The organism is Microbulbifer sp. ABE4_465 (assembly GCF_056160765.1).
In genome coordinates, this window is record NZ_JBSWXV010000002.1 from 428,349 (window position 1) to 448,651 (window position 20,303).

General features: G+C 59.0%; 23 protein-coding genes. 19 read left to right on the forward strand and 4 right to left on the reverse strand.

Features of this window, described 5'->3' with window-relative positions:
- Positions 1-117: 117 nt before the first annotated feature.
- A complete protein-coding gene (fnr, locus tag ACXAG1_RS05475) occupies positions 118-879 on the forward strand; it encodes a fumarate/nitrate reduction transcriptional regulator Fnr (protein ID WP_475119165.1) in 762 nt (253 codons plus the stop codon).
- 56 nt (positions 880-935) lie between these two features.
- Here fnr and ACXAG1_RS05480 read toward each other — a convergent pair whose 3' ends face one another.
- Entirely contained in the window at positions 936-1,340 is a 405-nt protein-coding gene (locus ACXAG1_RS05480; RefSeq protein ID WP_475119166.1) for a hypothetical protein, read from the reverse strand.
- A 356-nt stretch (positions 1,341-1,696) separates the two neighbouring features.
- Between ACXAG1_RS05480 and ACXAG1_RS05485 the strand changes: the two genes are divergently transcribed.
- On the forward strand, positions 1,697-2,386 hold the full coding sequence (locus tag ACXAG1_RS05485) for an OmpW/AlkL family protein (RefSeq protein ID WP_475119167.1): 690 nt from the start codon (positions 1,697-1,699) through the stop codon (positions 2,384-2,386).
- 81 nt (positions 2,387-2,467) lie between these two features.
- On the opposite strand, the gene ACXAG1_RS05490 is transcribed toward ACXAG1_RS05485, so the two are convergent.
- The 3 genes from ACXAG1_RS05490 to ACXAG1_RS05500 all read right to left on the reverse strand — a co-directional run bounded on the left by ACXAG1_RS05490 (position 2,468) and on the right by ACXAG1_RS05500 (position 5,985).
- The gene (locus ACXAG1_RS05490) at positions 2,468-3,031 is read right to left on the reverse strand and encodes a HugZ family pyridoxamine 5'-phosphate oxidase (RefSeq protein ID WP_475119168.1); all 564 of its coding nucleotides are present in this window, start codon (positions 3,029-3,031) and stop codon (positions 2,468-2,470) included.
- A gap of 14 nt (positions 3,032-3,045) precedes the next feature.
- Positions 3,046-3,561 carry a heme utilization cystosolic carrier protein HutX gene (hutX, locus tag ACXAG1_RS05495; RefSeq protein WP_475119169.1) on the reverse strand — a complete coding sequence of 172 codons (516 nt, stop codon included), beginning with the start codon at positions 3,559-3,561 and terminating at the stop codon, positions 3,046-3,048.
- A gap of 315 nt (positions 3,562-3,876) precedes the next feature.
- The gene (locus ACXAG1_RS05500) at positions 3,877-5,985 is read right to left on the reverse strand and encodes a TonB-dependent hemoglobin/transferrin/lactoferrin family receptor (RefSeq protein WP_475119170.1); all 2,109 of its coding nucleotides are present in this window, start codon (positions 5,983-5,985) and stop codon (positions 3,877-3,879) included.
- 241 nt (positions 5,986-6,226) lie between these two features.
- On the opposite strand from ACXAG1_RS05500, the gene ACXAG1_RS05505 reads away from it, so the two are divergent.
- The 17 genes from ACXAG1_RS05505 (at position 6,227) to ACXAG1_RS05585 (ending at position 20,291) form a co-directional block, all read left to right on the forward strand.
- Positions 6,227-6,937: an energy transducer TonB gene (locus ACXAG1_RS05505; RefSeq protein WP_475119171.1), complete on the forward strand. Its 711-nt coding sequence runs from the start codon at positions 6,227-6,229 to the stop codon at positions 6,935-6,937.
- Between the two features lie 42 nt (positions 6,938-6,979).
- A complete protein-coding gene (locus ACXAG1_RS05510; protein WP_475119172.1) occupies positions 6,980-7,669 on the forward strand; it encodes a MotA/TolQ/ExbB proton channel family protein in 690 nt (229 codons plus the stop codon).
- A complete protein-coding gene (locus ACXAG1_RS05515) occupies positions 7,666-8,103 on the forward strand; it encodes an ExbD/TolR family protein (RefSeq protein WP_475091864.1) in 438 nt (145 codons plus the stop codon). Before ACXAG1_RS05510 ends, ACXAG1_RS05515 begins: the two co-directional genes overlap by 4 nt.
- 53 nt (positions 8,104-8,156) lie before the next feature.
- Complete coding sequence (locus ACXAG1_RS05520) at positions 8,157-9,023, forward strand: heme/hemin ABC transporter substrate-binding protein (protein WP_475091865.1); 867 nt, start codon at positions 8,157-8,159, stop codon at positions 9,021-9,023.
- A gap of 165 nt (positions 9,024-9,188) precedes the next feature.
- Positions 9,189-10,244 (forward strand): FecCD family ABC transporter permease, encoded by a 1,056-nt coding sequence (locus ACXAG1_RS05525; protein WP_475091866.1) that lies wholly within the window; start codon positions 9,189-9,191, stop codon positions 10,242-10,244.
- A gap of 14 nt (positions 10,245-10,258) precedes the next feature.
- A complete protein-coding gene (locus tag ACXAG1_RS05530; protein ID WP_475091867.1) occupies positions 10,259-11,053 on the forward strand; it encodes a heme ABC transporter ATP-binding protein in 795 nt (264 codons plus the stop codon).
- Between the two features lie 256 nt (positions 11,054-11,309).
- Complete coding sequence (gene glyA / locus ACXAG1_RS05535) at positions 11,310-12,575, forward strand: serine hydroxymethyltransferase (RefSeq protein WP_475091868.1); 1,266 nt, start codon at positions 11,310-11,312, stop codon at positions 12,573-12,575.
- A gap of 126 nt (positions 12,576-12,701) precedes the next feature.
- The gene (locus ACXAG1_RS05540) at positions 12,702-13,160 is read left to right on the forward strand and encodes a Fur family transcriptional regulator (RefSeq protein WP_475091869.1); all 459 of its coding nucleotides are present in this window, start codon (positions 12,702-12,704) and stop codon (positions 13,158-13,160) included.
- A 97-nt stretch (positions 13,161-13,257) separates the two neighbouring features.
- Positions 13,258-13,725, forward strand: a complete 468-nt coding sequence (gene nrdR, locus ACXAG1_RS05545; protein WP_043319270.1) for a transcriptional regulator NrdR — start codon at positions 13,258-13,260, stop codon at positions 13,723-13,725.
- Positions 13,726-13,745: 20 nt separating this feature from the next.
- Positions 13,746-14,855: a bifunctional diaminohydroxyphosphoribosylaminopyrimidine deaminase/5-amino-6-(5-phosphoribosylamino)uracil reductase RibD gene (gene ribD / locus ACXAG1_RS05550; RefSeq protein WP_475119342.1), complete on the forward strand. Its 1,110-nt coding sequence runs from the start codon at positions 13,746-13,748 to the stop codon at positions 14,853-14,855.
- 151 nt (positions 14,856-15,006) lie between these two features.
- The gene (locus tag ACXAG1_RS05555; RefSeq protein WP_475091870.1) at positions 15,007-15,669 is read left to right on the forward strand and encodes a riboflavin synthase; all 663 of its coding nucleotides are present in this window, start codon (positions 15,007-15,009) and stop codon (positions 15,667-15,669) included.
- A 201-nt stretch (positions 15,670-15,870) separates the two neighbouring features.
- Positions 15,871-16,986: a bifunctional 3,4-dihydroxy-2-butanone-4-phosphate synthase/GTP cyclohydrolase II gene (ribBA, locus tag ACXAG1_RS05560; RefSeq protein ID WP_475091871.1), complete on the forward strand. Its 1,116-nt coding sequence runs from the start codon at positions 15,871-15,873 to the stop codon at positions 16,984-16,986.
- 210 nt (positions 16,987-17,196) lie between these two features.
- Positions 17,197-17,667: a 6,7-dimethyl-8-ribityllumazine synthase gene (ribH, locus tag ACXAG1_RS05565; protein WP_043319264.1), complete on the forward strand. Its 471-nt coding sequence runs from the start codon at positions 17,197-17,199 to the stop codon at positions 17,665-17,667.
- Between the two features lie 16 nt (positions 17,668-17,683).
- Positions 17,684-18,124, forward strand: coding sequence for a transcription antitermination factor NusB (gene nusB, locus ACXAG1_RS05570; RefSeq protein ID WP_475091872.1), 441 nt, complete (start codon positions 17,684-17,686; stop codon positions 18,122-18,124).
- 7 nt (positions 18,125-18,131) lie between these two features.
- Positions 18,132-19,097, forward strand: a complete 966-nt coding sequence (thiL, locus tag ACXAG1_RS05575) for a thiamine-phosphate kinase (protein ID WP_475119173.1) — start codon at positions 18,132-18,134, stop codon at positions 19,095-19,097.
- Positions 19,098-19,130: 33 nt separating this feature from the next.
- Positions 19,131-19,637, forward strand: a complete 507-nt coding sequence (locus ACXAG1_RS05580) for a phosphatidylglycerophosphatase A family protein (protein WP_475119174.1) — start codon at positions 19,131-19,133, stop codon at positions 19,635-19,637.
- Between the two features lie 12 nt (positions 19,638-19,649).
- A complete protein-coding gene (locus ACXAG1_RS05585) occupies positions 19,650-20,291 on the forward strand; it encodes a retropepsin-like aspartic protease family protein (protein WP_475091875.1) in 642 nt (213 codons plus the stop codon).
- Positions 20,292-20,303 lie beyond the last annotated feature (12 nt).

The following is a 20,303-nucleotide window of genomic DNA, read 5'->3' on the forward strand; positions in this document are numbered from 1 at the left end:
CCCAGGCAGGGTGTTAAGGCGATTTGTAGAGAATACAATGTGACTACAGAAATTGGTGCAATGGCCAGTAACAGACGGGCGGCAACAGTGGTTACCGCGAGAGGGAGAGTGATCGGTTTGAGCGCACGCAACACATCACCAGCGGCAAAGTCGCAGGCCGTCAGCTGTGGCAACTGTTCGGTCAGGGCTCTGTGTCTGCCGGCAGGTCTCTCGGCGGAGGATATCGAGCGTCTGGAGCAGATCACCCGCAAGAAAACCGTGATCAAGGCCGGGGAGCAGTTATTTCGTGCCGGCGACAAGTTCAGCAGCCTGTATGCCATCCGGTCCGGTAGCTTCAAGTCGGTCGTGCTTGCCGCAGATGGCGATGCCCAGGTCACCCACTTTGCATTGCCCGGCGAGCTGCTCGGTCTGGATGCGTACAGCGGTCAGTCCCATCCCAGTTTTGCCGAGGCGCTGGAAGACAGCAGCGTGTGTGAGCTGCCCTTCGCTCAGCTGGAGACACTCGCGCAACAGGTTCCCGGCTTGCAAAAGCAGATCTTCAATCTCTTTTCGGAAGAGCTGCGTCAGGAAAAAGACATGGTCATGCTGCTCGGCAAGCGATCTGCTGATGCGCGCCTGGCAGCGCTGTTGATCAATATTTCCGAGCGCTATGCCCGCCGCGGTTACTCGGCCGTGGATTTCAACCTCACCATGCAGCGCATGGATATCGCCAACTATCTCGGACTCACTGCGGAAACCGTAAGCCGGTTAATTTCCCGCTTCCAGAAGCAGGATCTGATCAGGGTGAAGGGAAGGGCGGTAAGCCTGCTGGATAAACGCGGACTCGCCGCCCTGGCGGGAACCAGCTGCGACGAGACTCGATTGAAGGCGCAAGGCTGAAGGCGTGAGCCCTGCGCAGCGGGAAAATACTTCGAGGGAGAAATAGGTCCAGCGAATTAGAAGTAGTAGTCTTCCAGCTCGATTTCTTCCCAGTCATACACCAGGTGAGCGCCGTCTGCAGTGACCAGGCTAACCTTGTCGGCCTCCAGGCAATCGGACCAGTCAACCTTGTTCAGGTCGACCATCTCCGCACCACCGTGCACTTTTACCAGTGAGTCTTCCCAGGCCTGGTGGCAGTAGCGGGGAATTTCTCCCTGCACGATCAATTCTCGGCCGAGATAATTTTCGTAATCCAGTTGTGGAACACTATTCAAGTGATAGCGCTCCTCTGAGGCCATCAGATAGAACTTGCCGTTTTCCTCAACCAGCAGACCTGTCGCGGTCAGAGACTGCGGAACCTGATTTACCCCGCACCCGGCAAGCAGCAACAGCGGAAGCAGAAAGCCTTTTCGAGAAGTCATATTTATTACTCTTTAGTTACTTGTTACTAAAAAGTAACAAATGACGATTGCAGTAGCGTTGCAGTTTTGTTGCGCTGCAGCAATCTATTAATGGCGTTGTTAGTGCCGTTGTAAAAAGCCGTTATTGGTGTGGCAATTCCGTATCATTCTTTTGGCGTCATCAAGAATAGCGTTTTGGTTGGGGCCGGAAACCTGCGCGGAAACAGCAGCGGCAGCTCAAAAACTGAGCGAAAATATGTGTTGCGGCATGACTGGCTGGTCTATATTCTGGTTGAGTCTCAAGGTGTACCAGCGTATCCCCTGGGGTATCCCTGCTGGTGAGGCATTCGACACCGATCAAGGATATGGAGATAACTATGAAAAAAATGGCTCTTGGATCCCTTCTCGCTTCACTGCTTTCCGCGCCGGCACTCGCGTATGAACCTGGAGAATTCATTTTGCGCAGTGGTGCAATTTCGGTGAGTCCCGATGTCAATTCCAGTGCGCTTGCGCTGGGTGATGTGACACTCGAGGGCACTGCTGCAGACGTGAACAATGGCTCGGCTTTGAGTCTTATTGGCACTTACATGTTAAATCAGAGCTGGGGGGTCGAGGTGATAGCGGCGACGCCGTTCAGTCATGATCTGGAAGTTTCCGGGCTTGGTGAGACATTTGACCTGGGCGAGACGAAACACCTCCCTCCCACCGTTATGCTGCAATATTTCCCGCTTGCTTCTTCGTCCAGTGTGCAGCCTTATGTAGGGGTTGGGTTCAATTACACCGTTTTTTTTGAAGAGAAAATCAGTGGCACCGCCAATGACGTATTCGCAACCCTGGGTGCAACCGATTCTGCGGATCTCAAGCTGAAGAATTCATCAGGCATTGCCGCGGAAGCCGGTGTCGACTTTGCTTTCGGTGCTGACAAGCGCTGGTTATTTAACGTGGCTGTGTGGTGGATGGATATCGACACCAAGGCGACGGTGGATATTCCTGGAGTGGGTGCGGTGACGGCGGATGTGGAGCTTGATCCGCTGGTGTATGCCGCTGGACTGGGCTATCGATTCTAAAAGCACTTTTTAGATACTCGGGTCCGCAGTGCAGGAAGTGCTGCACTGCGGGCCACGGAGCGGAAATGGCGGCGCCTGGGGTTACGCGGCGTCGCTGTTCTTTTCCTTGTGACCATCCTTCAAATGCAGGGCAACCTGCTTTTCCAGACCTTCCAGTGCGTACGCCTGGCCGAAGCCTTTCACGTAGCGGCCGGCACTCGGTTTCAGTTCGAACAGATGGAAATCTTCCAGGTCTTTCAGGTGATCCATTACCGGGCCAAACTTTTCGCGTAGCTGCTCGATACGTTCCAGCCACAGATCCTCACCGCGGCCGATAATACTGGCTACCACATTGAAGGTGACACGCAGGCGGGCGAAGGCCTGTTTGGTGTCCGCTTCGTCGGCATTGAATATCACCGAAGCCTTGCTGTTGGCCTTGAGATTGGCGCAGTGCTCGGACAGGTCGGAGATGTACAGGTAGAAATTGCCATCGGCGGCGAGGAAGGGCGCGGTACTGGCGTGGGGCTGGCCGTCTTCGGCGAGGCTGGCAAGGTTCAGCAGTTTGCGGGTGGCAATAAAGTCGCGAACTTCGGCCACCAGGTCGGCGCCGTCGTTGGTTTGGGAGTTGGTTTTCTGCGCTGCTTGTTGTTCGTTCTGTTCTGTCATTTCCGAATCTCCCCTCAGGAATGTGCAGCACTGGCGCCTGCCAGCTGCTGTTTTAATTGTTTGAATCGATCGACCTGTTCCGGGATCAATTTACGCTCGGCGTCCCGCCCCAGGAATACCTTGAATACGCAGTTGCCGCTGGGGGCGAGAAAAACCATGGAGTGGCTTTCGGACCCGCGGTGCGGTTTGCTGACGAAGGCGACTTCGACCAGCCCTTCGACCAGCAGGTGGCCGTGGAAGGGGTTTTTGTGGTGCATAAAGTTGTAGTAACCGTGGGCAATGCTGCCTTTGGGAAACTCGCCTTTAAATTCAAACACGGAGCCTTCGTTCTGGACGATGGCGGTGACTTTGCCCCAGGTGGGCAGTTCTTCAATCAGTTGCCAGACGACGTCGCTAGCGGCGAGGGATGCCATTTCGGCTGGCAGGTTGGCAATAATCTCGCGCACGCTGGTATCAAGCTGTTTCGCCATCTGTTCCAGGGTAAAGCCAGATTCATTGGCAAGCAGTTCCTGTACTTTGTCTTGTATCACTTTTTGTTGCCCCTGTTTTTGCATAAGCAATACCAAAAATTCTCTGTATCAATTCATTTCCACATAATCAGCCGAAGCAGTGGTGGCCATTGCGCAAACGATTGCCGATGAGGTTGTTTGCGCGGTGGCCACCACTGATTCGGCGGGCTACGGAGCTATGACCGGCTCCGTGGGCCACGGTCTTCGGCGTTTTGGGCTCCGCGAGCCGCGGCCTCCGGGGTACTTACCTGTCAAACAACCTAGCGGCAATCGTTTGCCAAGTAAGTACCCCGCAGGCCGCTCGTTTGTGGTGGATTTCGATTTTGACTGTTTCGATCAGAAACGGTAGCTGGCAGACAGTTTAATGTTGCGGCCCGGCATATACAGTTCCTGGAAGGCTACTCGGTACTCTTCGTCCGTCAGGTTATCCAGGGCCAGGCCCAGCTTAATGCCGTTCAGGCTGCCAGCGGCAGGCTCCCAGGTTACGTAGGCATCGGCCAGGGTGTAGCTGTTGTACTCGTTGGTCACTTCTTCCGGCAGTTGGTCCTGGGCAGAAACTACAGAGGTGCGCAGGCCTGCTTTCAGGTCGCGCTGCAGGAAGTAGTGGCCTACATCCAGCACGAACTTGTCCGCGGGGATGTTGCTCAAATAGCTGTCGTCGGACAGGTCTTTACCTTCGGTCTGACCGTAGCTTACGCCTACCGCCAGGTCGTTCACCAGATAGTTGGTGCTCAGTTCAAAACCCTTCAGTTCCGCTTCGTCCACGTTCAGATACGTCGTGTTCATCGGGAAACCGAAAACCGGGTGCGGGTTGATCACTACCTGCTCGATAAAGTTGTCCACTTTATTGCGGAACACGGATGCACTGGCGGTCAGCTGGTCGTTTTCGGTGGCGAGGCCACTGAAGGCGAAGTCGGCGCGCAGCTCGGTGTTGGCGGCTTCTTCAGACTCCAGATCCGGATTGGGGATAAAAGTGTTGGCGAGAAATCCCATGCCCATAAAGCTGAAGTCGCCGTAGGCGTAGTGAGTACCCTGGGTGTACATCTCCTCCACGCCCGGTGCGCGGAAAGCTTTGGCGTAGCTGGCGCTCAGGCTCAGCCAGTCGGTGGCTTTGACGGAGGCGGCGATGGATGGGGAGACGGCGGTGTCCTCGCGCGCGGATTCGCTCAGCTGCTGGCTTTCCGCTTCGAAGCGGTCGTAGCGCACGCCCGGGGTCAGGGTGAATAGGTCGCCGAAGGTGAATGCGGCCTGGGCGTAGAGGCCGAGGACGTCGGTGTCGGCATTCAGGTTTTCGGGGCGGTTGTCGCCGTCGCGCACGGTGATGACGTCATCCTGGTACCAGTCGAGGCCGTATACCCACTGGGCGCCGAAACCTTCGGTGGCCCAGTTGGTGGAATTGGTCAACGCGAGGCCGGTGGTGGTGACTTCGGTGTTGTCGTTCTGGCCCAAAGTACCCAGGGAAGAGTCACCCTGCGTGGGGCGGAATTCGTCGAACTGGGTGTCGTTGCGGTAAACCGTGAACTTGGAGGTGTGTTTGCCTTCCAGTGCCTGTATCCAGTAATTCGCAGTGACGTTCTGATCTGTAATGTCGCGTTCTACCAGCGGGGAGCTGGTGCCGACGTTGGCGTTGGGGTTGGACGGCACGCCTTCTTCGCGATTGTTGTGGCGGAAGGACAGGTCGATGCGCTGGTTGTCGCTGATCTTGAAACCGCCGCGGGCGAGCAGGGCGGTGTTTTCGCTGGCGCTGTTTTCCAGCTCTTCGCCACCGCCGATTTCTACATTGTCATGCTCGGATACGGAGCCATTTACCAGATAATCGAAGTCACCGGCCAGGCCGTAGACGGCGGCGGTGGTTTCGGTAGCGTCACCGTTGCTGCCCAGTTCCTGTTTCAGGTAGCCGCCCAGAGTGTCGCCGCTTTTCAGCAGGTCCGCAGAGCTTTTAGTGGACATGGCCACCACACCGCCGATAGCGCCGGAGCCCCACAAGCTGGAGGCGGGGCCTTTCTTCACTTCTACCTGTTTCAGCAGTTCCGGATCCAGCTGGTAGGTGCCGCGGTGGCCGGAATTGAAGTTCTGGCGGGCACCGTCGATGGTTTGCAGTACACGCACGCCGGACAGGCCGCGGATATTCGGAGCCTGGTTGGAGTAGCGAGGGCCGCCGACCACTTCGATATTGGGCTCGTATTTCAGGGCCTGGGCAATGGATTCCGGTTGCTGCTCTTCCAGCTGCACGCGCTCAACCACAACGGTGGCTGCATCCTTCTCTTTAGCGGCCGGGTTGCGGTCCGCAGCGACAACGACTTCACCGAACTGAATTACTGGCTGCTCGACCGATTCGGAATCTGTCGATTGAGCCACAGCGCTGCTGGCACCGAGTGCCAGTACTGCGGCTGCGAGAGGATGGAGTTTCAGCGTTTTTAATTGAAAAGCTATGAACTGGCCCATGACGGTGCTCCCTTTTTACGTTCCCAAGTGGATGTCCGTGTCGCCGGCCATTGTTATCACTGCCGGTTGGTACGGTTGCGCCGAATCATAGTCGCAGTTAAACGTTATGTAAATGCAAACTATTATCGTTTGATCTTAAATCTGCAAGTTGGTACCCTTCGCTGCGTTAGATGGTCAACTGGGGCACTTCCATCAGCGGGGAAGTGAAGCGCAAATTGGAACGGAACAGTGAGGCAATAGCGTGAAGTGGCGCATGGCCGTGATGGTGGTCCTCTCCTTTGCGTTGCACGGCTGGCTGCTGTGGGCGGCGCCCGTACGGGAAGTGCAGGCACCTTCGGGCGTAGTGGCATTGAAGCTGGGGCAGGTAAAGCTGGCCTCAGCCGCACCGGTCTCCCCGCCGCCGGCGGAACAGCCTGCGCCCGTCGAGCCGCCGGTTGAGTCTGTGAAAAAGGCGGAGCCCCAGCCGGTCCAGAAAAAGCCGGTCGAGAAGAAGCCCGCAAAACCCGTTGAAAAGAAACCTACTGAGAAAACGTCGGTAGAGAAGAAACCCTCTGCCGAAAAAGCGCCGCAAGCACCCGAGCCGGTACCGGTGCAGGAGGCGGTTGCAGAAGCTGATGTGAGCCAGCAATCCAGCGCGCCGACACCGGCAAAACAGCAGAGTGTCAGCGAAGTGCCGGTACTGGTGGAGCGCCCGGCATTTGCCAGCCCGCCCGGTGCGCCGGTCTATCCAGAGCTTGCGCGGCAGCGGCGACAGCAGGGCACCGTGGTGGTGGAAGTTCAGCTGGATCATAACGGCACACAAGTTGTGCGGCGCCTGCTGCAGTCTTCCGGTGTCGACAGCCTGGATGAAGCCGCACTGAACGCGGTGGAGGGCTGGCAGTTTTTACCCTACCGGGAAAACGGCCAGGCGCGACTGTCCCGGGTACGGTTGCCGATCCGGTTTGCCTTGTAAGTTTTTGCCTGGAGCAGGCTGCAGTATTAAAACGAGAGCGTTATGTTCGAACATCAAACCTGGTCTGAATTTTTCGCACAGCTCGGTCCCATGGGCTGGCCGCTGCTGGTGGTTTCCGCCCTCGCGCTGGCACTGCTGGGCGAGCGCCTGTGGTTCCTGCTGACCACCGGCCACCGGGGAATCAGTGGTTCCTTCAGGCGTTTGCAATGCACCGGCGAGGCCGAGCTGGACCAGCTCGGAGCCCTGTGTGAACAGGAGCGGGCCCTGGCCAGCCGCGCTACCGCACTGCTGTTGCAGCACCGCAAGGTGGACAAGCCCCAGCGGGAAGAGATCGCCGCGGTGTGGCTGCAGGACCAGCGCCGCCAGTTGCACAGCGGCCTGCGCCTGTTGATGGTCATCGGAATTATCAGCCCACTTATGGGCCTGCTGGGCACGGTGCTCGGTTTGATCGGTATGTTTGCCGGCATCGAAGGTAGCAGCGAACCGGTAACCCCGGCGCTACTCGCCGACGGCCTGGGCATGGCCCTCAGCACCACCGCCGCGGGCCTGATTGTGGCCTTGCCGGCGATTGCCGGTGCGCACCTGCTGGCGATCTGGAGCGACCGTGTGGTGGCGGATCTGGAGCACCTGTTCAACCGCGGCAACCTGTGGCTGGAGGGACTGGACCCCTGCTGCAAAACCCCGGATGCCTGTGTGCGCGAGGCGGTCAATATTGCGGTACCGGCCCAGTGATCAATATCAATCCTCCCGGTCAGCGGGAATTCTCTCTGGCCAATCTGGCACCGGATCTGACTCCGCTACTGGATATCATTTTTATCGTACTGGTCTTCCTGCTGCTTACGGCAAATATGCGTCTGACCTCGCTGCCCATGGATCTGCCCGCCAGCGAGAACGCCGCGGCGGCCATGCCTGCGGACCCGATTACCGTATCCCTGTCCAACCGTGCTCCGGACCTTTGGGGCATCGGTGAACAGGGCTACAGTAGTCAGGCGGATTTTGAGCAGGCGCTGATCGTTGCCCTGATCGCAGAGCCGGAACGCCCGGTGGCCCTTGCTTCGGACCGCAACGTGCCGGTGCAGCGAATGCTGGATTTATTTGCGCTGCTGCAGAAGCAGGGCGTGGAAGTTGCGGAAATTGCGATGCAGCCCCACGTCGCAGCACCCTGACACTGTTTAATCCCGATTGGAAAAACCTGGTTTAAATCGACTGGACTCGAAAGATGATTTTTTCAAAAACTCGCACCCTGAAACGTACTCTCAGCCATTTTCTCTCCGCCACGGCTTTGCTGGTTGCCAGCTCAGCGGCTGCCGCCGCGCCGGAACGGGTAATCAGCACCGGCCACTCCATCACCGAGCTGGTGTTGGCTCTGGGGGCTGGCGATAGCCTGATCGCTGTGGATTCCTCCACGCGCCTGCCGGCGGATTTCAAAAAGGTACCGGTGGTTGGTTATTACCGACAATTACCGGTGGAGGGAATGCTGGCGCAGAACCCGCAGGTATTGATTGGCGGTGAACATATGGGTCCGGCCAACACCCTCACCCTGCTGGAAAACGCTGGTGTAAAAATTGTAAAACTGCCGGAAGCGGAAAATGGTGAGCAGCTGATCGCCAATATCGATCGGTTGTCTGAAGTGCTGGAAAAGCCCGCAGGCAACGTGAAAAAACAGGTGGTACAGCAACTGCAGTCCCTGAAAAGTGCCCGCACCGCCTTGTCGGACGCACCGCGCATTTTATTTGTCCGCGCCCAGGAAGGCCGCGGCCTGAAAGCCGCTGGCACTGGCACCAGCCCGGACAGCCTGATCCGTATGGCGGGCGGCGTCAACGCTGTGGAATTTTCCGGTTACAAGCAACTGTCCGACGAAGCACTGATCGAGTTGCGCCCGGACTGGATTCTGTATTCCAGTGACCAGGACGCACAGCTTAAAGGCGGTGCGGTATTGCTGGAGTGGCAACCGCTGCTGAAGCTGACCCCGGCCGGCAAGAACGGTGCTTTCTTTTCCGTAGACGGTTTTGCGCTGCTCGGCGGTATGGGCCTTGCCAGCCTAAAGGAAGCGAAAAAACTGAACGAAAAGTTTTCTGGAAACTGATCGAACAAAGTGGCGGTGGCGCTACCGGGTGCAACTTTGTGAGACACGCCGTAAACCCATCCATGGGGGCTCTTCTAAAACGTCCCTGTTTTAGAAGGTCTCACAAAGTTGCACCCGGTATCGCCACCTTCTCCTTAGCCCTTTTCGCCTTGAGGTACCTCTCCCTTGGAATTTCGCCTGAGTGACAAAAGCCTGCTGCCAGCGCTGATTGCGCTGTTGCTGTTGGGGAGTTGTATCTCCCTTGCGGTGGGCGCCATGACCATCGGTTGGCGGGATGTGCTCGCCGGCCTGATGCAGTGGAGCTGGCCCGGTATTCTGGATCAGGATGTGCCGGAACAGTACGCGCTGGTGCTGGGTGAAATCCGCCTGCCGCGTTTGCTGCTCGGTTTGATTGTCGGCGGCACCCTCGGCGTGTGCGGCGCGGTGATGCAGGGCATGTTCCGCAATCCCCTCGCCGAACCGGGCATTATCGGTATTTCCTCAGGCGCCGCCGTAGGCGCGGGTATCGTGCTGGTATTTGGCGGCGTGCTGAGTGTTTGGCTGGGCGCATTTTACGAAAAGCTGCAATGGCTGCTGTTGCCCGCATTCGCCAGCACGGGAGCAATTCTTGCCACCTGGCTGGTGTATATCCTCGGCGACCGCGGCCGCTCGGTGGTAATGATGCTGCTCGCCGGTATCGCCATTTCTGCGCTGGCCGGCGCGGCCCTGGGAATGTTCGCCTACGTGGCTACCGACACGGCGCTGCGGGATATGACCATGTGGCAGCTGGGTTCGCTGTCCGGGGCAACCTGGACCAGTGTGCTGGTGACAGGATTTATTTTTGCCATTAGCGCCGGCTTGTTGTGGGCGCGGGCGAATGATCTGAATGCGCTGCTGCTGGGTGAGTCCGAAGCGCGACATCTAGGCGTGGATGTGATTGGCCTGAAGCGGCAGATTATCGTGCTGAACGGTATCGCCGTAGGCGCTGCGGTTTCGGTATCGGGAATTATTGGCTTTGTCGGTTTGGTGGTGCCGCATATCGTGCGTCTGCTGCGCGGGCCGGATCACCGCTACCTGATTCCCTACAGTGCCCTGCTTGGCGGACTGTTACTGACCGTGGCCGATACCATTGCGCGCAGCGTCTTCGCGCCGGCGGAAATGCCGGTGGGGATTATTACCGCGCTCCTGGGTGCACCTTTCTTCCTGTTCCTGCTGTGGCAACAGCGCCAGCAGATTTTCTAACGGGAGGTTGCCCTATGTTGATGAAAAGTTTGTTGGAAATTTCCGACCTTTCGATCCAGTATCCGCGCGCGGCATCGCCGTTGCTGGAGCATATCTCCCTGGGTTTTGCCTGTGGTGAAGTCACCGCGCTCCTCGGCCCCAATGGCTGCGGCAAAACCTCACTGCTGCGCGCCATCAGCGGTGAGCTGGATTATTCAGGCCGCATTCACCTGTTCGGCCGCCCGCAGGCAGAGTGGTATCGCTCTCAGAGCGAGCATCGCGCCCTGGCGCGCCGCTACGGCCTGCTGGCCCAGCACTCCAACCTGAATTTTGCCTTTACCAGTCGCGAAGTGGTTCAGCTGGGTCTTGGCCCGGGCAGCCTGTCGCGGGCAGAGCAGGGCGAGCGGGTAGAGCACTTTATGCAGCGCGCGGATGTATGGCATCTGCGCGACCGGCTTTTCCCCAGCCTCTCCGGCGGCGAAAAACAGCGGGTGCAGCTGGCACGGGTTTTGTCCCAGCTCAGCCTCGCGGAACCCGGTGAAGAAAAGATCCTGCTGCTGGATGAGCCCACGTCCGCGCTCGATCTCAAGCATCAGCACGAGGTACTGGCGCTGGCCTGCGAAATCGCCGGTGAAAATACTGCCGTTGTCGCCGTGCTCCACGACCTCAATCTCGCCGCCCGATATGCAGACCGCATGGTAATGCTGGCCAACGGACAGGTTCAGGCGGACGGCACCCCCGCCGAGCTGCTGCAGCCGGATCTGGTGGAGCAGGTTTATGGCTACCGCGGGCAACTGGTGGACGTGGCGGGTTACAGCGCTCTGCTGTGATTTTGGTGTCCTGCACAGATTGTCGAATAACGCGACAACTGGTACGCCTGCATCCGAGGATTCTGCCGGCGCCGCCAACTTGAACCGAGTGGGGCGCTGAATTGAATTTGTTTCAAGTGCACCCTTTGCACCGCCGCCGCCCCCTTGGTGTACAATGCGCCGCTTTCTGGGGGCGGGCCGGTCACAAACGGGTCGGGATTTGCCCTTGTCGAGATTATGCTTGCGCGATTCGCGCCTTATCATCCGAGGGAATACCATGTTTGATAAATCCGTCACCCTTTCTTCCTACGATCCCGATGTGTGGTCCGCCATTCAGGACGAAGACCGCCGCCAGGAAGAGCACATCGAGCTGATCGCCTCGGAGAACTACACCAGCCCGCAGGTGATGGAAGCCCAGGGCACCAGCCTCACCAACAAATACGCCGAAGGCTACCCGGGCAAGCGCTACTACGGCGGCTGTGAGTACGTCGACAAGGTAGAAGCTCTGGCCATCGAGCGCGCCAAGGAACTGTTTGGCGCGGACTACGCCAACGTTCAGCCGCACTCCGGCTCCCAGGCCAACGCCGCGGTTTACCAGGCGCTGTGCGCCCCTGGCGACACCGTACTGGGCATGAGCCTGGCTCATGGCGGCCACCTGACCCACGGTGCCAAGGTCAACTTCTCCGGCAAAATCTACAACGCGGTGCAGTACGGCCTGAACCCGGAAACCGGCGAAGTGGACTACGAAGAAGTCGAGCGCCTGGCCCTGGAGCACAAGCCGAAGATGATCGTTGCCGGCTTCTCCGCCTACAGCCGCATCATGGACTGGGCCAAGTTCCGCACCATCGCCGACAAGGTTGGCGCCTACCTGATGGTCGATATGGCGCACGTTGCCGGTCTGGTTGCCGCGGGCGAATACCCGTCTCCGGTACCCCACGCCGACGTGGTGACCTCCACCACCCACAAAACCCTGCGCGGTCCTCGCGGCGGCATCATCATTGCCAAGGCCAATGAAGAGATCGAGAAGAAGCTGAACAGCGCGGTATTCCCGGGTGGTCAGGGCGGCCCGCTGATGCACGTGATCGCGGCAAAAGCAGTTTCCTTCAAGGAAGCCATGAGCCCCGAGTACAAGGCCTACCAGAAGAAAGTGGTAGAAAACGCCCGCGCCATGGCCGAGACCTTCCTCGACCGCGGTATCAACATCGTTTCCGGCGGTACCGACGACCACCTGATGCTGGTGGACCTGATCGGCAAGGAATACACCGGTAAGGATGCGGACGAAGCCCTGGGCAACGCCAACATCACCGTAAACAAGAACGCCGTTCCCAACGATCCGCGCTCCCCGTTCATCACCAGCGGTCTGCGCGTGGGCACCCCGGCCATCACCACCCGCGGCTTCGGCGTGGAAGAGACCAAGCAGCTCACCCACTGGATCTGTGACGTGCTGGACGCACTGGAAAAAGGCAATGCCGACGCGACCATCGCCGAAGTGAAAGCCAAGGTGCTGGAAGTCTGCGCGAAGTTCCCTGTTTATCAGGGCTAAGCTCCTAAGCTGAGCCCCCGGCTCTGACTCCCAAGCGGCCCCATATGGGGCCGTTTTTGTAGGTGGGTAGCGGACCCCGGGGCGCGAAATGTTAGAATCCCGCGTAAAGCAGATGAGAGCGTTTCCATGAACAAAAGACAGGTAGAGCAGATACTGAACCGGGCCGACGAGCGCTGTCGGGCCAAGGGCGTGCGCTTTACCGAGAAGCGTCAGAATATTTTGCGGGCGCTGCTCAAGTCTCCGGTGCCGCTTTCCGCCTACGAGATTGCCGATGTTTACCGGGAGGCCACCGGCGAGACCATTCAGGCCATGTCGGTTTATCGCATGCTGGATTTTCTGGTGGAGAACAGCCTGGTACACAGACTGGCATCCGCCAACAAATTTGTGGCCTGTTCCCATATCGCCTGTAGCCATGACCACCAAACCCCCCAGTTCCTGATCTGCGAGCGCTGTGGCGCGGTGAAAGAGGTCGGCATCAAGGGGGATGTCATCAAGTCCCTGCAGAAGGGCGCTTCCAGTGCAGGCTGGCAGTTGCTGAGCCCAGCGTTGGAGTTGCCCTGTCTTTGCGATCGGTGCGCCGCCTGAGCCTGTCCGTCCCGCCCACATTGCAATTACCCCGGCGCGCAAGGCGTGGGCACTTCTGTGGTAAACTCCGCGCATTTTCCGAACGGGCCCAATCCCCATGCACTGTCCCTTCTGCAGCGCAGACGAAACCAAAGTCGTAGATTCCCGCCTGGTGGCCGATGGCGACCAGGTGCGGCGCCGTCGTGAGTGTCTGCAGTGCCACGAGCGTTTCACCACCTTTGAGACCGCCGAGCTGGTGCTGCCGCGGGTCGTCAAGCAGAACGGCCAGCGCGAACCCTTCAACGAAGACAAGCTGCGCGCGGGTATCCAGCGCGCGGTGGAGAAACGCCCGGTCAGCACCGAGCGGGTCGAGGCCGCCGTGGCCCAGATCAAACACGCCCTCCAGGCCACCGGCGAGCGCGAGCTCCCCGCCATGCATATCGGTGAACTGGTGATGGAACAACTGCGCGAGCTGGATCAGGTGGCGTTTGTGCGCTTTGCCTCGGTCTACCGCCGGTTTGAAGATGTCAGTGATTTCAGCGATGAGATCGAGCGTCTGAATACGCCCAAGGGAGCGGATCAGTGAGTATTACCCCCCGTGAACTGATGGCGCGCGCGGTCCAGCTGGCCGAGCGCGGCACCTACACCACCATGCCCAACCCGCGGGTGGGCTGTGTGATTGCCGATGCCGAGGGCAATATCGTCGGCGAGGGCTGGCACAAGCGCGCCGGTGAACCCCACGCGGAAATCGAGGCCCTGAACGACGCCGGTGAGAAGGCGAAAGACCATATCGCCTATGTGACCCTGGAACCCTGCAGTCACACCGGCAAAACCGGCCCTTGCGCCGATGCCCTGATCGCCGCCGGCGTGGCCAAGGTGGTTTTCGGAATGGAAGACCCGAACCCCAGCGTCAGCGGGAATGGGTTACAGAAACTGCGCGATGCGGGCATTGAAGTGGAAGGCCCGTTGCTGGAAGAATCCTGCCGGGCGCTGAACCCGGGCTTTATCAAGCGCATGACCCTCGGCCTGCCGCTGGTGCGGACCAAATCCGCCATGAGCATCGATGGGCGCACCGCCATGGCCAGCGGCGAATCCAAGTGGGTCACCGGCCCCGCCGCCCGCGCCGATGTACAGAACCTGCGCGCGCGCAGCTGCGCCATCGTCACCGGCGTGGATTCGGTACGCCACGACAACCCGAACATGAACGTGCGCCCGGAAGAAATGGCGCTGCCGGAGGTGGAAGCCGCCGCAGCGGCTGAGAAACAGCCGCTGCGGGTGATCGTAGACAGCAAACTGCGCACCCCGGCCAAGGCCTTTATTTTGCAGGGTGACGCCCCCACATTGGTGGTCACGACGGAAGCTGCAGACAGCGAACGCCGCGCGCGGCTGGAGAAGACCGGTGCCGAGGTACTGGTACTGCCCGCGGACAAAGACGGCCGCGTACACCTGGGCGAACTGCTGAAAGAGCTCGCCCGCCGCGAATGCAACGAAGTGCTGGTCGAGAGCGGTGCGACCCTCTCCGGCGCCTTTATGTATCAGGGCCATGTGGACGAAGTGATCATTTACGTGGCGCCCAAGATTCTCGGCTCCAGCGCCAGACCGCTGTTCGAGCTGCCGATTGAGCGCATGGGATCCATGCTGCCCATCACCATTACCGATATGCGCGCAGTCGGCCACGACTGGCGTATTACAGCCACGACCGATATCGAGCGGTAAGCGGTAAGAGGGTGCTTCTAAAAAGCAGGATTTTCGCGCGAGGGCTAGGAAGCCCCGCGCGCAGGACCGGAATGTATATAAATACATGAGGATCCGAGCACGGAGCTGACGACGCCCTCGCGTGAAAAGACAATTTTTAGGAGTGCCCGGATTGTTTACCGGAATTATTGAAGCCGTTGGCGAAATTACTGCTTTGCAGCCCAAGGGCGGCGACCTGCGCCTGCGGGTAAAGACTGGCAAGCTGGATCTTTCTGACGTCAAACTCGGCGACAGCATCGCCACCAACGGTGTCTGTCTTACCGTGGTAGATCTGCCCGGCGACGGGTACTGGGCCGACGTCTCCGCCGAGACCCTCGCGGTTGCGACACTGCAGGACTGGAAACTGGGCGACAAGGTCAACCTGGAAAAGGCCCTGACCCCACAGACCCGCCTCGGTGGCCATATGGTCAGTGGTCACGTGGATGGCATCGGCGAAGTGGTATGGCGCAAACAGACCGCCCGCGCCGAACAGTTCCGCCTGCGCGCACCCAATGAGCTGGCCAAATACATCGCCCACAAGGGCTCCATCACCGTCGACGGCACCAGCCTCACGGTGAATGCTGTCGATGGCGCCGAGTTCGAACTCACCATCGTGCCCCACACCATCGCCGAAACCGTCATCGGCGGTTATCAGGCGGGTACAAAGGTGAACCTGGAGGTAGACCTGATAGCGCGCTATCTGGAGCGGCTACTCTTGGGAGATGCCGCGGCCGAGCCCAGGAGTGAAGGGCTGACGATGGAATTTCTGGCGCAGCACGGCTTCTACAAGGCCTAAGGGTTATGTGGCGGTCCTGTCACTGGGTAGGCCTTTGCCGGACACGCCGTGAACCCATCCCTGGGGGCTCTTCGAAAAAGTCCCTTTTTTCGAAGGTCCGGCAAAGGCCTACCCAGCGCCAGGACCTTCGCGTCAGAGTGATGTACGGCTTGAGATATACGAGGTTTACCTGACAGGTAGATCGAACGAACTAGAGGTTTTATGGAACTCAATAGCGTTGAAGAACTGATCGACGATATCCGTCAGGGCAAAATGGTTATCCTGATGGATGACGAAGATCGCGAGAACGAAGGTGACCTCGTCATCGCCGCCGAACAGGTGCGCCCGGAAGACGTCAACTTCATGGCCACCCACGCCCGCGGCCTCATCTGCCTGACATTGACCGGTGACCGCTGCGAACAGCTCGACCTGCCGCTCATGTCCCGCGACAACGGCGCCCAGTTCAGCACCAACTTCACCGTCTCCATCGAAGCCGCCGAAGGCGTCACCACCGGCATCTCCGCCGCCGACCGCGCGCGCACCATTCGCGCGGCCGTCGCCCGCAACGCCAAGCCGTCCGACATCGTCCAGCCCGGCCATATCTTCCCGATCAAAGCCCAGCCCGGTGGCGTACTGAGCCGCGCCGGCCACACCGAAGCCGGTTGCGACCTCGCGCGCCTCGCCGGCTTCGAACCCGCCGCCGCCATCGTCGAAATCATGAACGAAGACGGCACCATGGCCCGCCGCCCGGACCTGGAAAAATTCGCCCAGCAGCACAACCTCAAGATCGGCACCATCGCCGACCTCATCAACTACCGTGCCCTGAACGAAAAAACCGTCGAGTGTGTCAACGAGCGCAAAGTGCAGACCGAATTCGGCGAATTCAAACTGCGCACCTACCTCGACAAAGCCCGCCGCGAACGCCACTTCGCGTTCAGCCTCGGCGACTTCCAGCCGGAAGAGCCCACCCTCGTGCGCGTCCACGTCGCCAGCACCCTGCGCGACGTATTCTCACTGCGCCGCGGTGACGAAAAATACGAACCCTGGACCTTCCGCAACGCCCTGAAAAAAGTCGCGGAAGAGGGCAAGGGTGTAGTGGTCGTGATCTGCCACAACGAAACCACCGATGAAATCGAAGAAAGCATCGACTGGCTGATCAGCGGCAAGCAACAGCGCCCGAGCCAGGACCTGGTGTACAAACAGGTCGGCACCGGCTCGCAGATTCTACGCGATCTGAAAGTACGCAAAATGCGTCTGATGAGTGCGCCATTTAGATTCAGTGCTATCTCCGGTTTCGATCTGGAGGTAGAGGAATACCTGAACGCCGAAGAAATTTAATCGGTTAGGTAAAACTCAAGAGTTCAAATCGAAGGCGGGGCGCTGGGTATTTGTTTTCAGAAGCGTCGGCGACAGGGACGTCGCCGACGCAGCGTACAGGGATGTATTCACAGCGGTTCTGAAAACAAATACCCAGTGCCGCGCCGCCACGGAATCCCGGCCGAAGTGACACCGGGGCCTGAAGTGGAAAAACAGAAACGGAAAAAAGAAATGAGCAATATCAAAGTAATCGAAGGGGATTTCGTAGGCAGCACCGGTAAATACGCGCTGCTGGTAAGCCGTTGGAACAGCTTCGTAGTAGAAAGCCTCAAAGACGGCGCCCTCGACACCCTGCGTCGCAAAGGCATCAAAGAAGAAGATATCACCATCTACTACGCCCCGGGCGCCTTCGAATTCCCGCTCGCCGCGCAGAAAATTGCCGAAACCAAAAAGTTCGACGCCGTAATCGCACTGGGCGCCGTTATCCGTGGCGGCACCCCGCACTTCGAATACGTCGCCGGCGAATGCACCAAAGGCCTCGCCCAGGTCTCCATGAACACCGGCATCCCTGTGACCTTCGGCGTCCTCACCGTAGACTCCATCGAACAGGCCATCGAACGCTCCGGCACCAAAGCTGGCAACAAAGGCTGCGAAGCCGCCGAGACCGCCCTCGAAATGGTCTCCCTGATCAGCAAAATCTGATTGAGAAATCACTGAAATGACCGTAACCGCATCCGCCCGCCGCAAGGCCCGCCACTACGCCATGCAGGCGCTGTACCAGTGGCAAATGGCAGGCTCCAGCCTGAATACCATCGAAGCCGAGTTTCATGCCGACAACGACATGAGCAAAACTGACGTGGCCTACTTTCGCGAACTCTTCCACGGTGTAGCGAAAAATCTCGACGAAGTCGAAGGCGCCTACAGCCAGTATCTCGACCGCGACGTCGAAGAGCTGGACCCGGTATCCCGTGCCCTGCTGCGCATGTCCACTTTCGAGATGATGAACCGCGTCGACGTACCCTACAAGGTCGTCATCAACGAAGCCGTCGCCCTGGCGAAAAAATTTGGCCCCACCGACGCATTTAAATTTATCAACGGCATCCTCGACAAAGTTGCGGCGAAAGAGCGCAGTGTCGAAGTAAAGGCCGACAAAGGCTAGACCGCCCATGCCCGGCCCCGGTGAATTTGAACTGATTCGGGAGTACTTCAGCTCCCGCTTTCAGACCGGAGCCCGGCCGGGCAGTGCGGCAAATACGGTCGTACTGGGGATTGGCGACGACTGCGCGCTACTGACTCCCCCCGCCGGCAAAATACTCGCCACCAGTGTCGATACCCTGGTCGCGGATGTGCACTTTCCCGCAAACGCTGATCCATACCGTATTGCCAGCCGCGCACTGCGCGTCAATCTCTCTGACCTCGCCGCCATGAATGCCGAGCCCCTGTGGTTCACCCTCGCGCTTACACTGCCGGAAAGCGACCCGCAGTGGCTGGAACCTTTCGCCCGTGGCTTGGCGGAAACGGCGCAAGCATACGGTGTCATACTGGTGGGAGGCGATACCACTAAAGGCCCGCTGTCCATCACCATCCAGGTCACCGGCGCCTGTGAAAAACCGCTGCGCCGCGATGGGGCCAGCGCAGGCGATATTGTTTTTGTTTCCAACCAGCTGGGCGCGGCCGCCGCAGCGCTGCCGATCGTACTCGGTGAGATGGAAGGCTCCGCTGAACAGCATCAGCAGATGGAGGCCGCGTATTATTTTCCCGAACCGCAGTTCGCCGTGGCCCGCGCGATCGGCAACTACGCCAGCGCCGCGCTGGATATTTCCGACGGGCTGCTCGCGGATCTTTCGCACATCTGCGAAGCAAGCAAACTCGGTGCCGATCTGAAGCTGGATACATTCCCCGTCGCCGCACTGGCGCAATCCTTAAGTACGGAAAGCGCACTGGAAACCGCACTTACCGGTGGGGACGACTATCAACTGTGTTTCACCGTGCCCGTGCAGCATCGGAGCGCTGTGGACAAATTGAATTTACCGATCACCGCCATCGGTTACATGAGTGCAGAGCCGGGTATCCGCTGCCGGCTGAATGACAGCCCCTGGCAACCGCGCGGTTCCGGTTACCGGCACTTTTGAAGGTAAAGAGTGACAGCTAAGAAAAGAATAAATATGAGCGAGAAAAAGACCCCGCTGCCAACGCCGACCTTTGCCGAACTGCTCCGCAGCCCGGTCATGCTGCTGGCATTTGGATTCGGCTCCGGCCTTGCCAAAAAGGCTCCGGGAACATTCGGCACTTTGGCCGCAATTCCGTTCTGGTACGGTCTGCAGTTTCTGTCTCCGGTCGCCTATATGGGCGTGATCGTGGTGACGTTTATTCTCGGCTGTTACCTGTGCGGCGCCGCCTCGAAAAAACTCGGTGTGCACGATCACGGCGGTATCGTATGGGATGAATTTGTCGGCTACTGGCTGACCATGTTTATGGCCCCCGCAGGCTGGCTGTGGGCAGCTTACGGGTTTGTGCTGTTCCGGATTTTTGATATCGCCAAACCCCAGCCCATTGGCTGGGCGGATCGGCGGGTACACGGTGGTCTGGGGATTATGCTCGACGATATACTGGCGGGCATCTACGCCGCGCTGGTATTACAGGGCACGGCCTATCTGATTCATACCCTTTGAGGCAGGACGCCCATGAAAATACACAAGCTGTTGGTATCGATTGCTCTCGCGCTGTCACCGCTGTTTAGCCACGCACAGGATGTGCGCCTGCAGGCGATATTCGGCACCAGTGCAATGTTCGAAATTGACGGCAAGCAGCGGTTGCTGAAATCCGGCAAGACCTCGCCGGAAGGGATCAGACTGGTTTCCGTTACCAGTGATTATGCACTGGTGTCGATTGATGGCCGCGAGCAGAAGCTCACCCTGGCGGCGCCGGTGGCAGCAAATTACCAGCAGGCGGACCGCGCGGAAGTGCGACTGAGTCCGGATCGTCGCGGTCATTACAGTACCACCGCCTGGATCAATGGCCGCCGGGTGGATGTGATGGTGGATACCGGCGCGACCAGTATCGCGTTCAACTATCCCACGGCAAAGAGCCTTGGGCTGGATCTCGCCCGCGCGCGGCCGATGACCGTTTCCACCGCCAGCGGTGTGGAGAAGGCCTATCGCCTGAATCTCGCCAGCGTCACCATCGGCGGTATCACGGTACACAACGTGGATGCCACGGTACTGGGAAGTGATTTCCCGCAGGTAACCCTGCTGGGCAACAGTTTTTTGAGCCGCGTGGATATGCAGCAGCAGGATGGTCTGTTACTGCTCCGCGCGCGCAATTGATCACGCATATTG

Bases quoted from the DNA above. Each gene is read 5' to 3' on its own strand.
- ACXAG1_RS05540 (WP_475091869.1), top strand. From the start codon at position 12,702: ATGAACAAAAGACAGGTAGAGCAGATACTGAACCGGGCCGACGAGCGC.
- ACXAG1_RS05580 (WP_475119174.1), top strand. From the start codon at position 19,131: ATGAGCGAGAAAAAGACCCCGCTGCCAACGCCGACCTTTGCCGAACTG.
- ribBA (WP_475091871.1), top strand. From the start codon at position 15,871: ATGGAACTCAATAGCGTTGAAGAACTGATCGACGATATCCGTCAGGGC.
- ribH (WP_043319264.1), top strand. From the start codon at position 17,197: ATGAGCAATATCAAAGTAATCGAAGGGGATTTCGTAGGCAGCACCGGT.
- ACXAG1_RS05510 (WP_475119172.1), top strand. From the start codon at position 6,980: ATGTTCGAACATCAAACCTGGTCTGAATTTTTCGCACAGCTCGGTCCC.
- nusB (WP_475091872.1), top strand. From the start codon at position 17,684: ATGACCGTAACCGCATCCGCCCGCCGCAAGGCCCGCCACTACGCCATG.
- ACXAG1_RS05500 (WP_475119170.1), bottom strand. From the start codon at position 5,985: ATGGGCCAGTTCATAGCTTTTCAATTAAAAACGCTGAAACTCCATCCT.
- ACXAG1_RS05585 (WP_475091875.1), top strand. From the start codon at position 19,650: ATGAAAATACACAAGCTGTTGGTATCGATTGCTCTCGCGCTGTCACCG.
- ACXAG1_RS05520 (WP_475091865.1), top strand. From the start codon at position 8,157: ATGATTTTTTCAAAAACTCGCACCCTGAAACGTACTCTCAGCCATTTT.
- thiL (WP_475119173.1), top strand. From the start codon at position 18,132: ATGCCCGGCCCCGGTGAATTTGAACTGATTCGGGAGTACTTCAGCTCC.
- ACXAG1_RS05530 (WP_475091867.1), top strand. From the start codon at position 10,259: ATGTTGATGAAAAGTTTGTTGGAAATTTCCGACCTTTCGATCCAGTAT.
- nrdR (WP_043319270.1), top strand. From the start codon at position 13,258: ATGCACTGTCCCTTCTGCAGCGCAGACGAAACCAAAGTCGTAGATTCC.
- glyA (WP_475091868.1), top strand. From the start codon at position 11,310: ATGTTTGATAAATCCGTCACCCTTTCTTCCTACGATCCCGATGTGTGG.
- ACXAG1_RS05480 (WP_475119166.1), bottom strand. From the start codon at position 1,340: ATGACTTCTCGAAAAGGCTTTCTGCTTCCGCTGTTGCTGCTTGCCGGG.
- ribD (WP_475119342.1), top strand. From the start codon at position 13,746: ATGGCGCGCGCGGTCCAGCTGGCCGAGCGCGGCACCTACACCACCATG.
- ACXAG1_RS05485 (WP_475119167.1), top strand. From the start codon at position 1,697: ATGAAAAAAATGGCTCTTGGATCCCTTCTCGCTTCACTGCTTTCCGCG.
- ACXAG1_RS05490 (WP_475119168.1), bottom strand. From the start codon at position 3,031: ATGACAGAACAGAACGAACAACAAGCAGCGCAGAAAACCAACTCCCAA.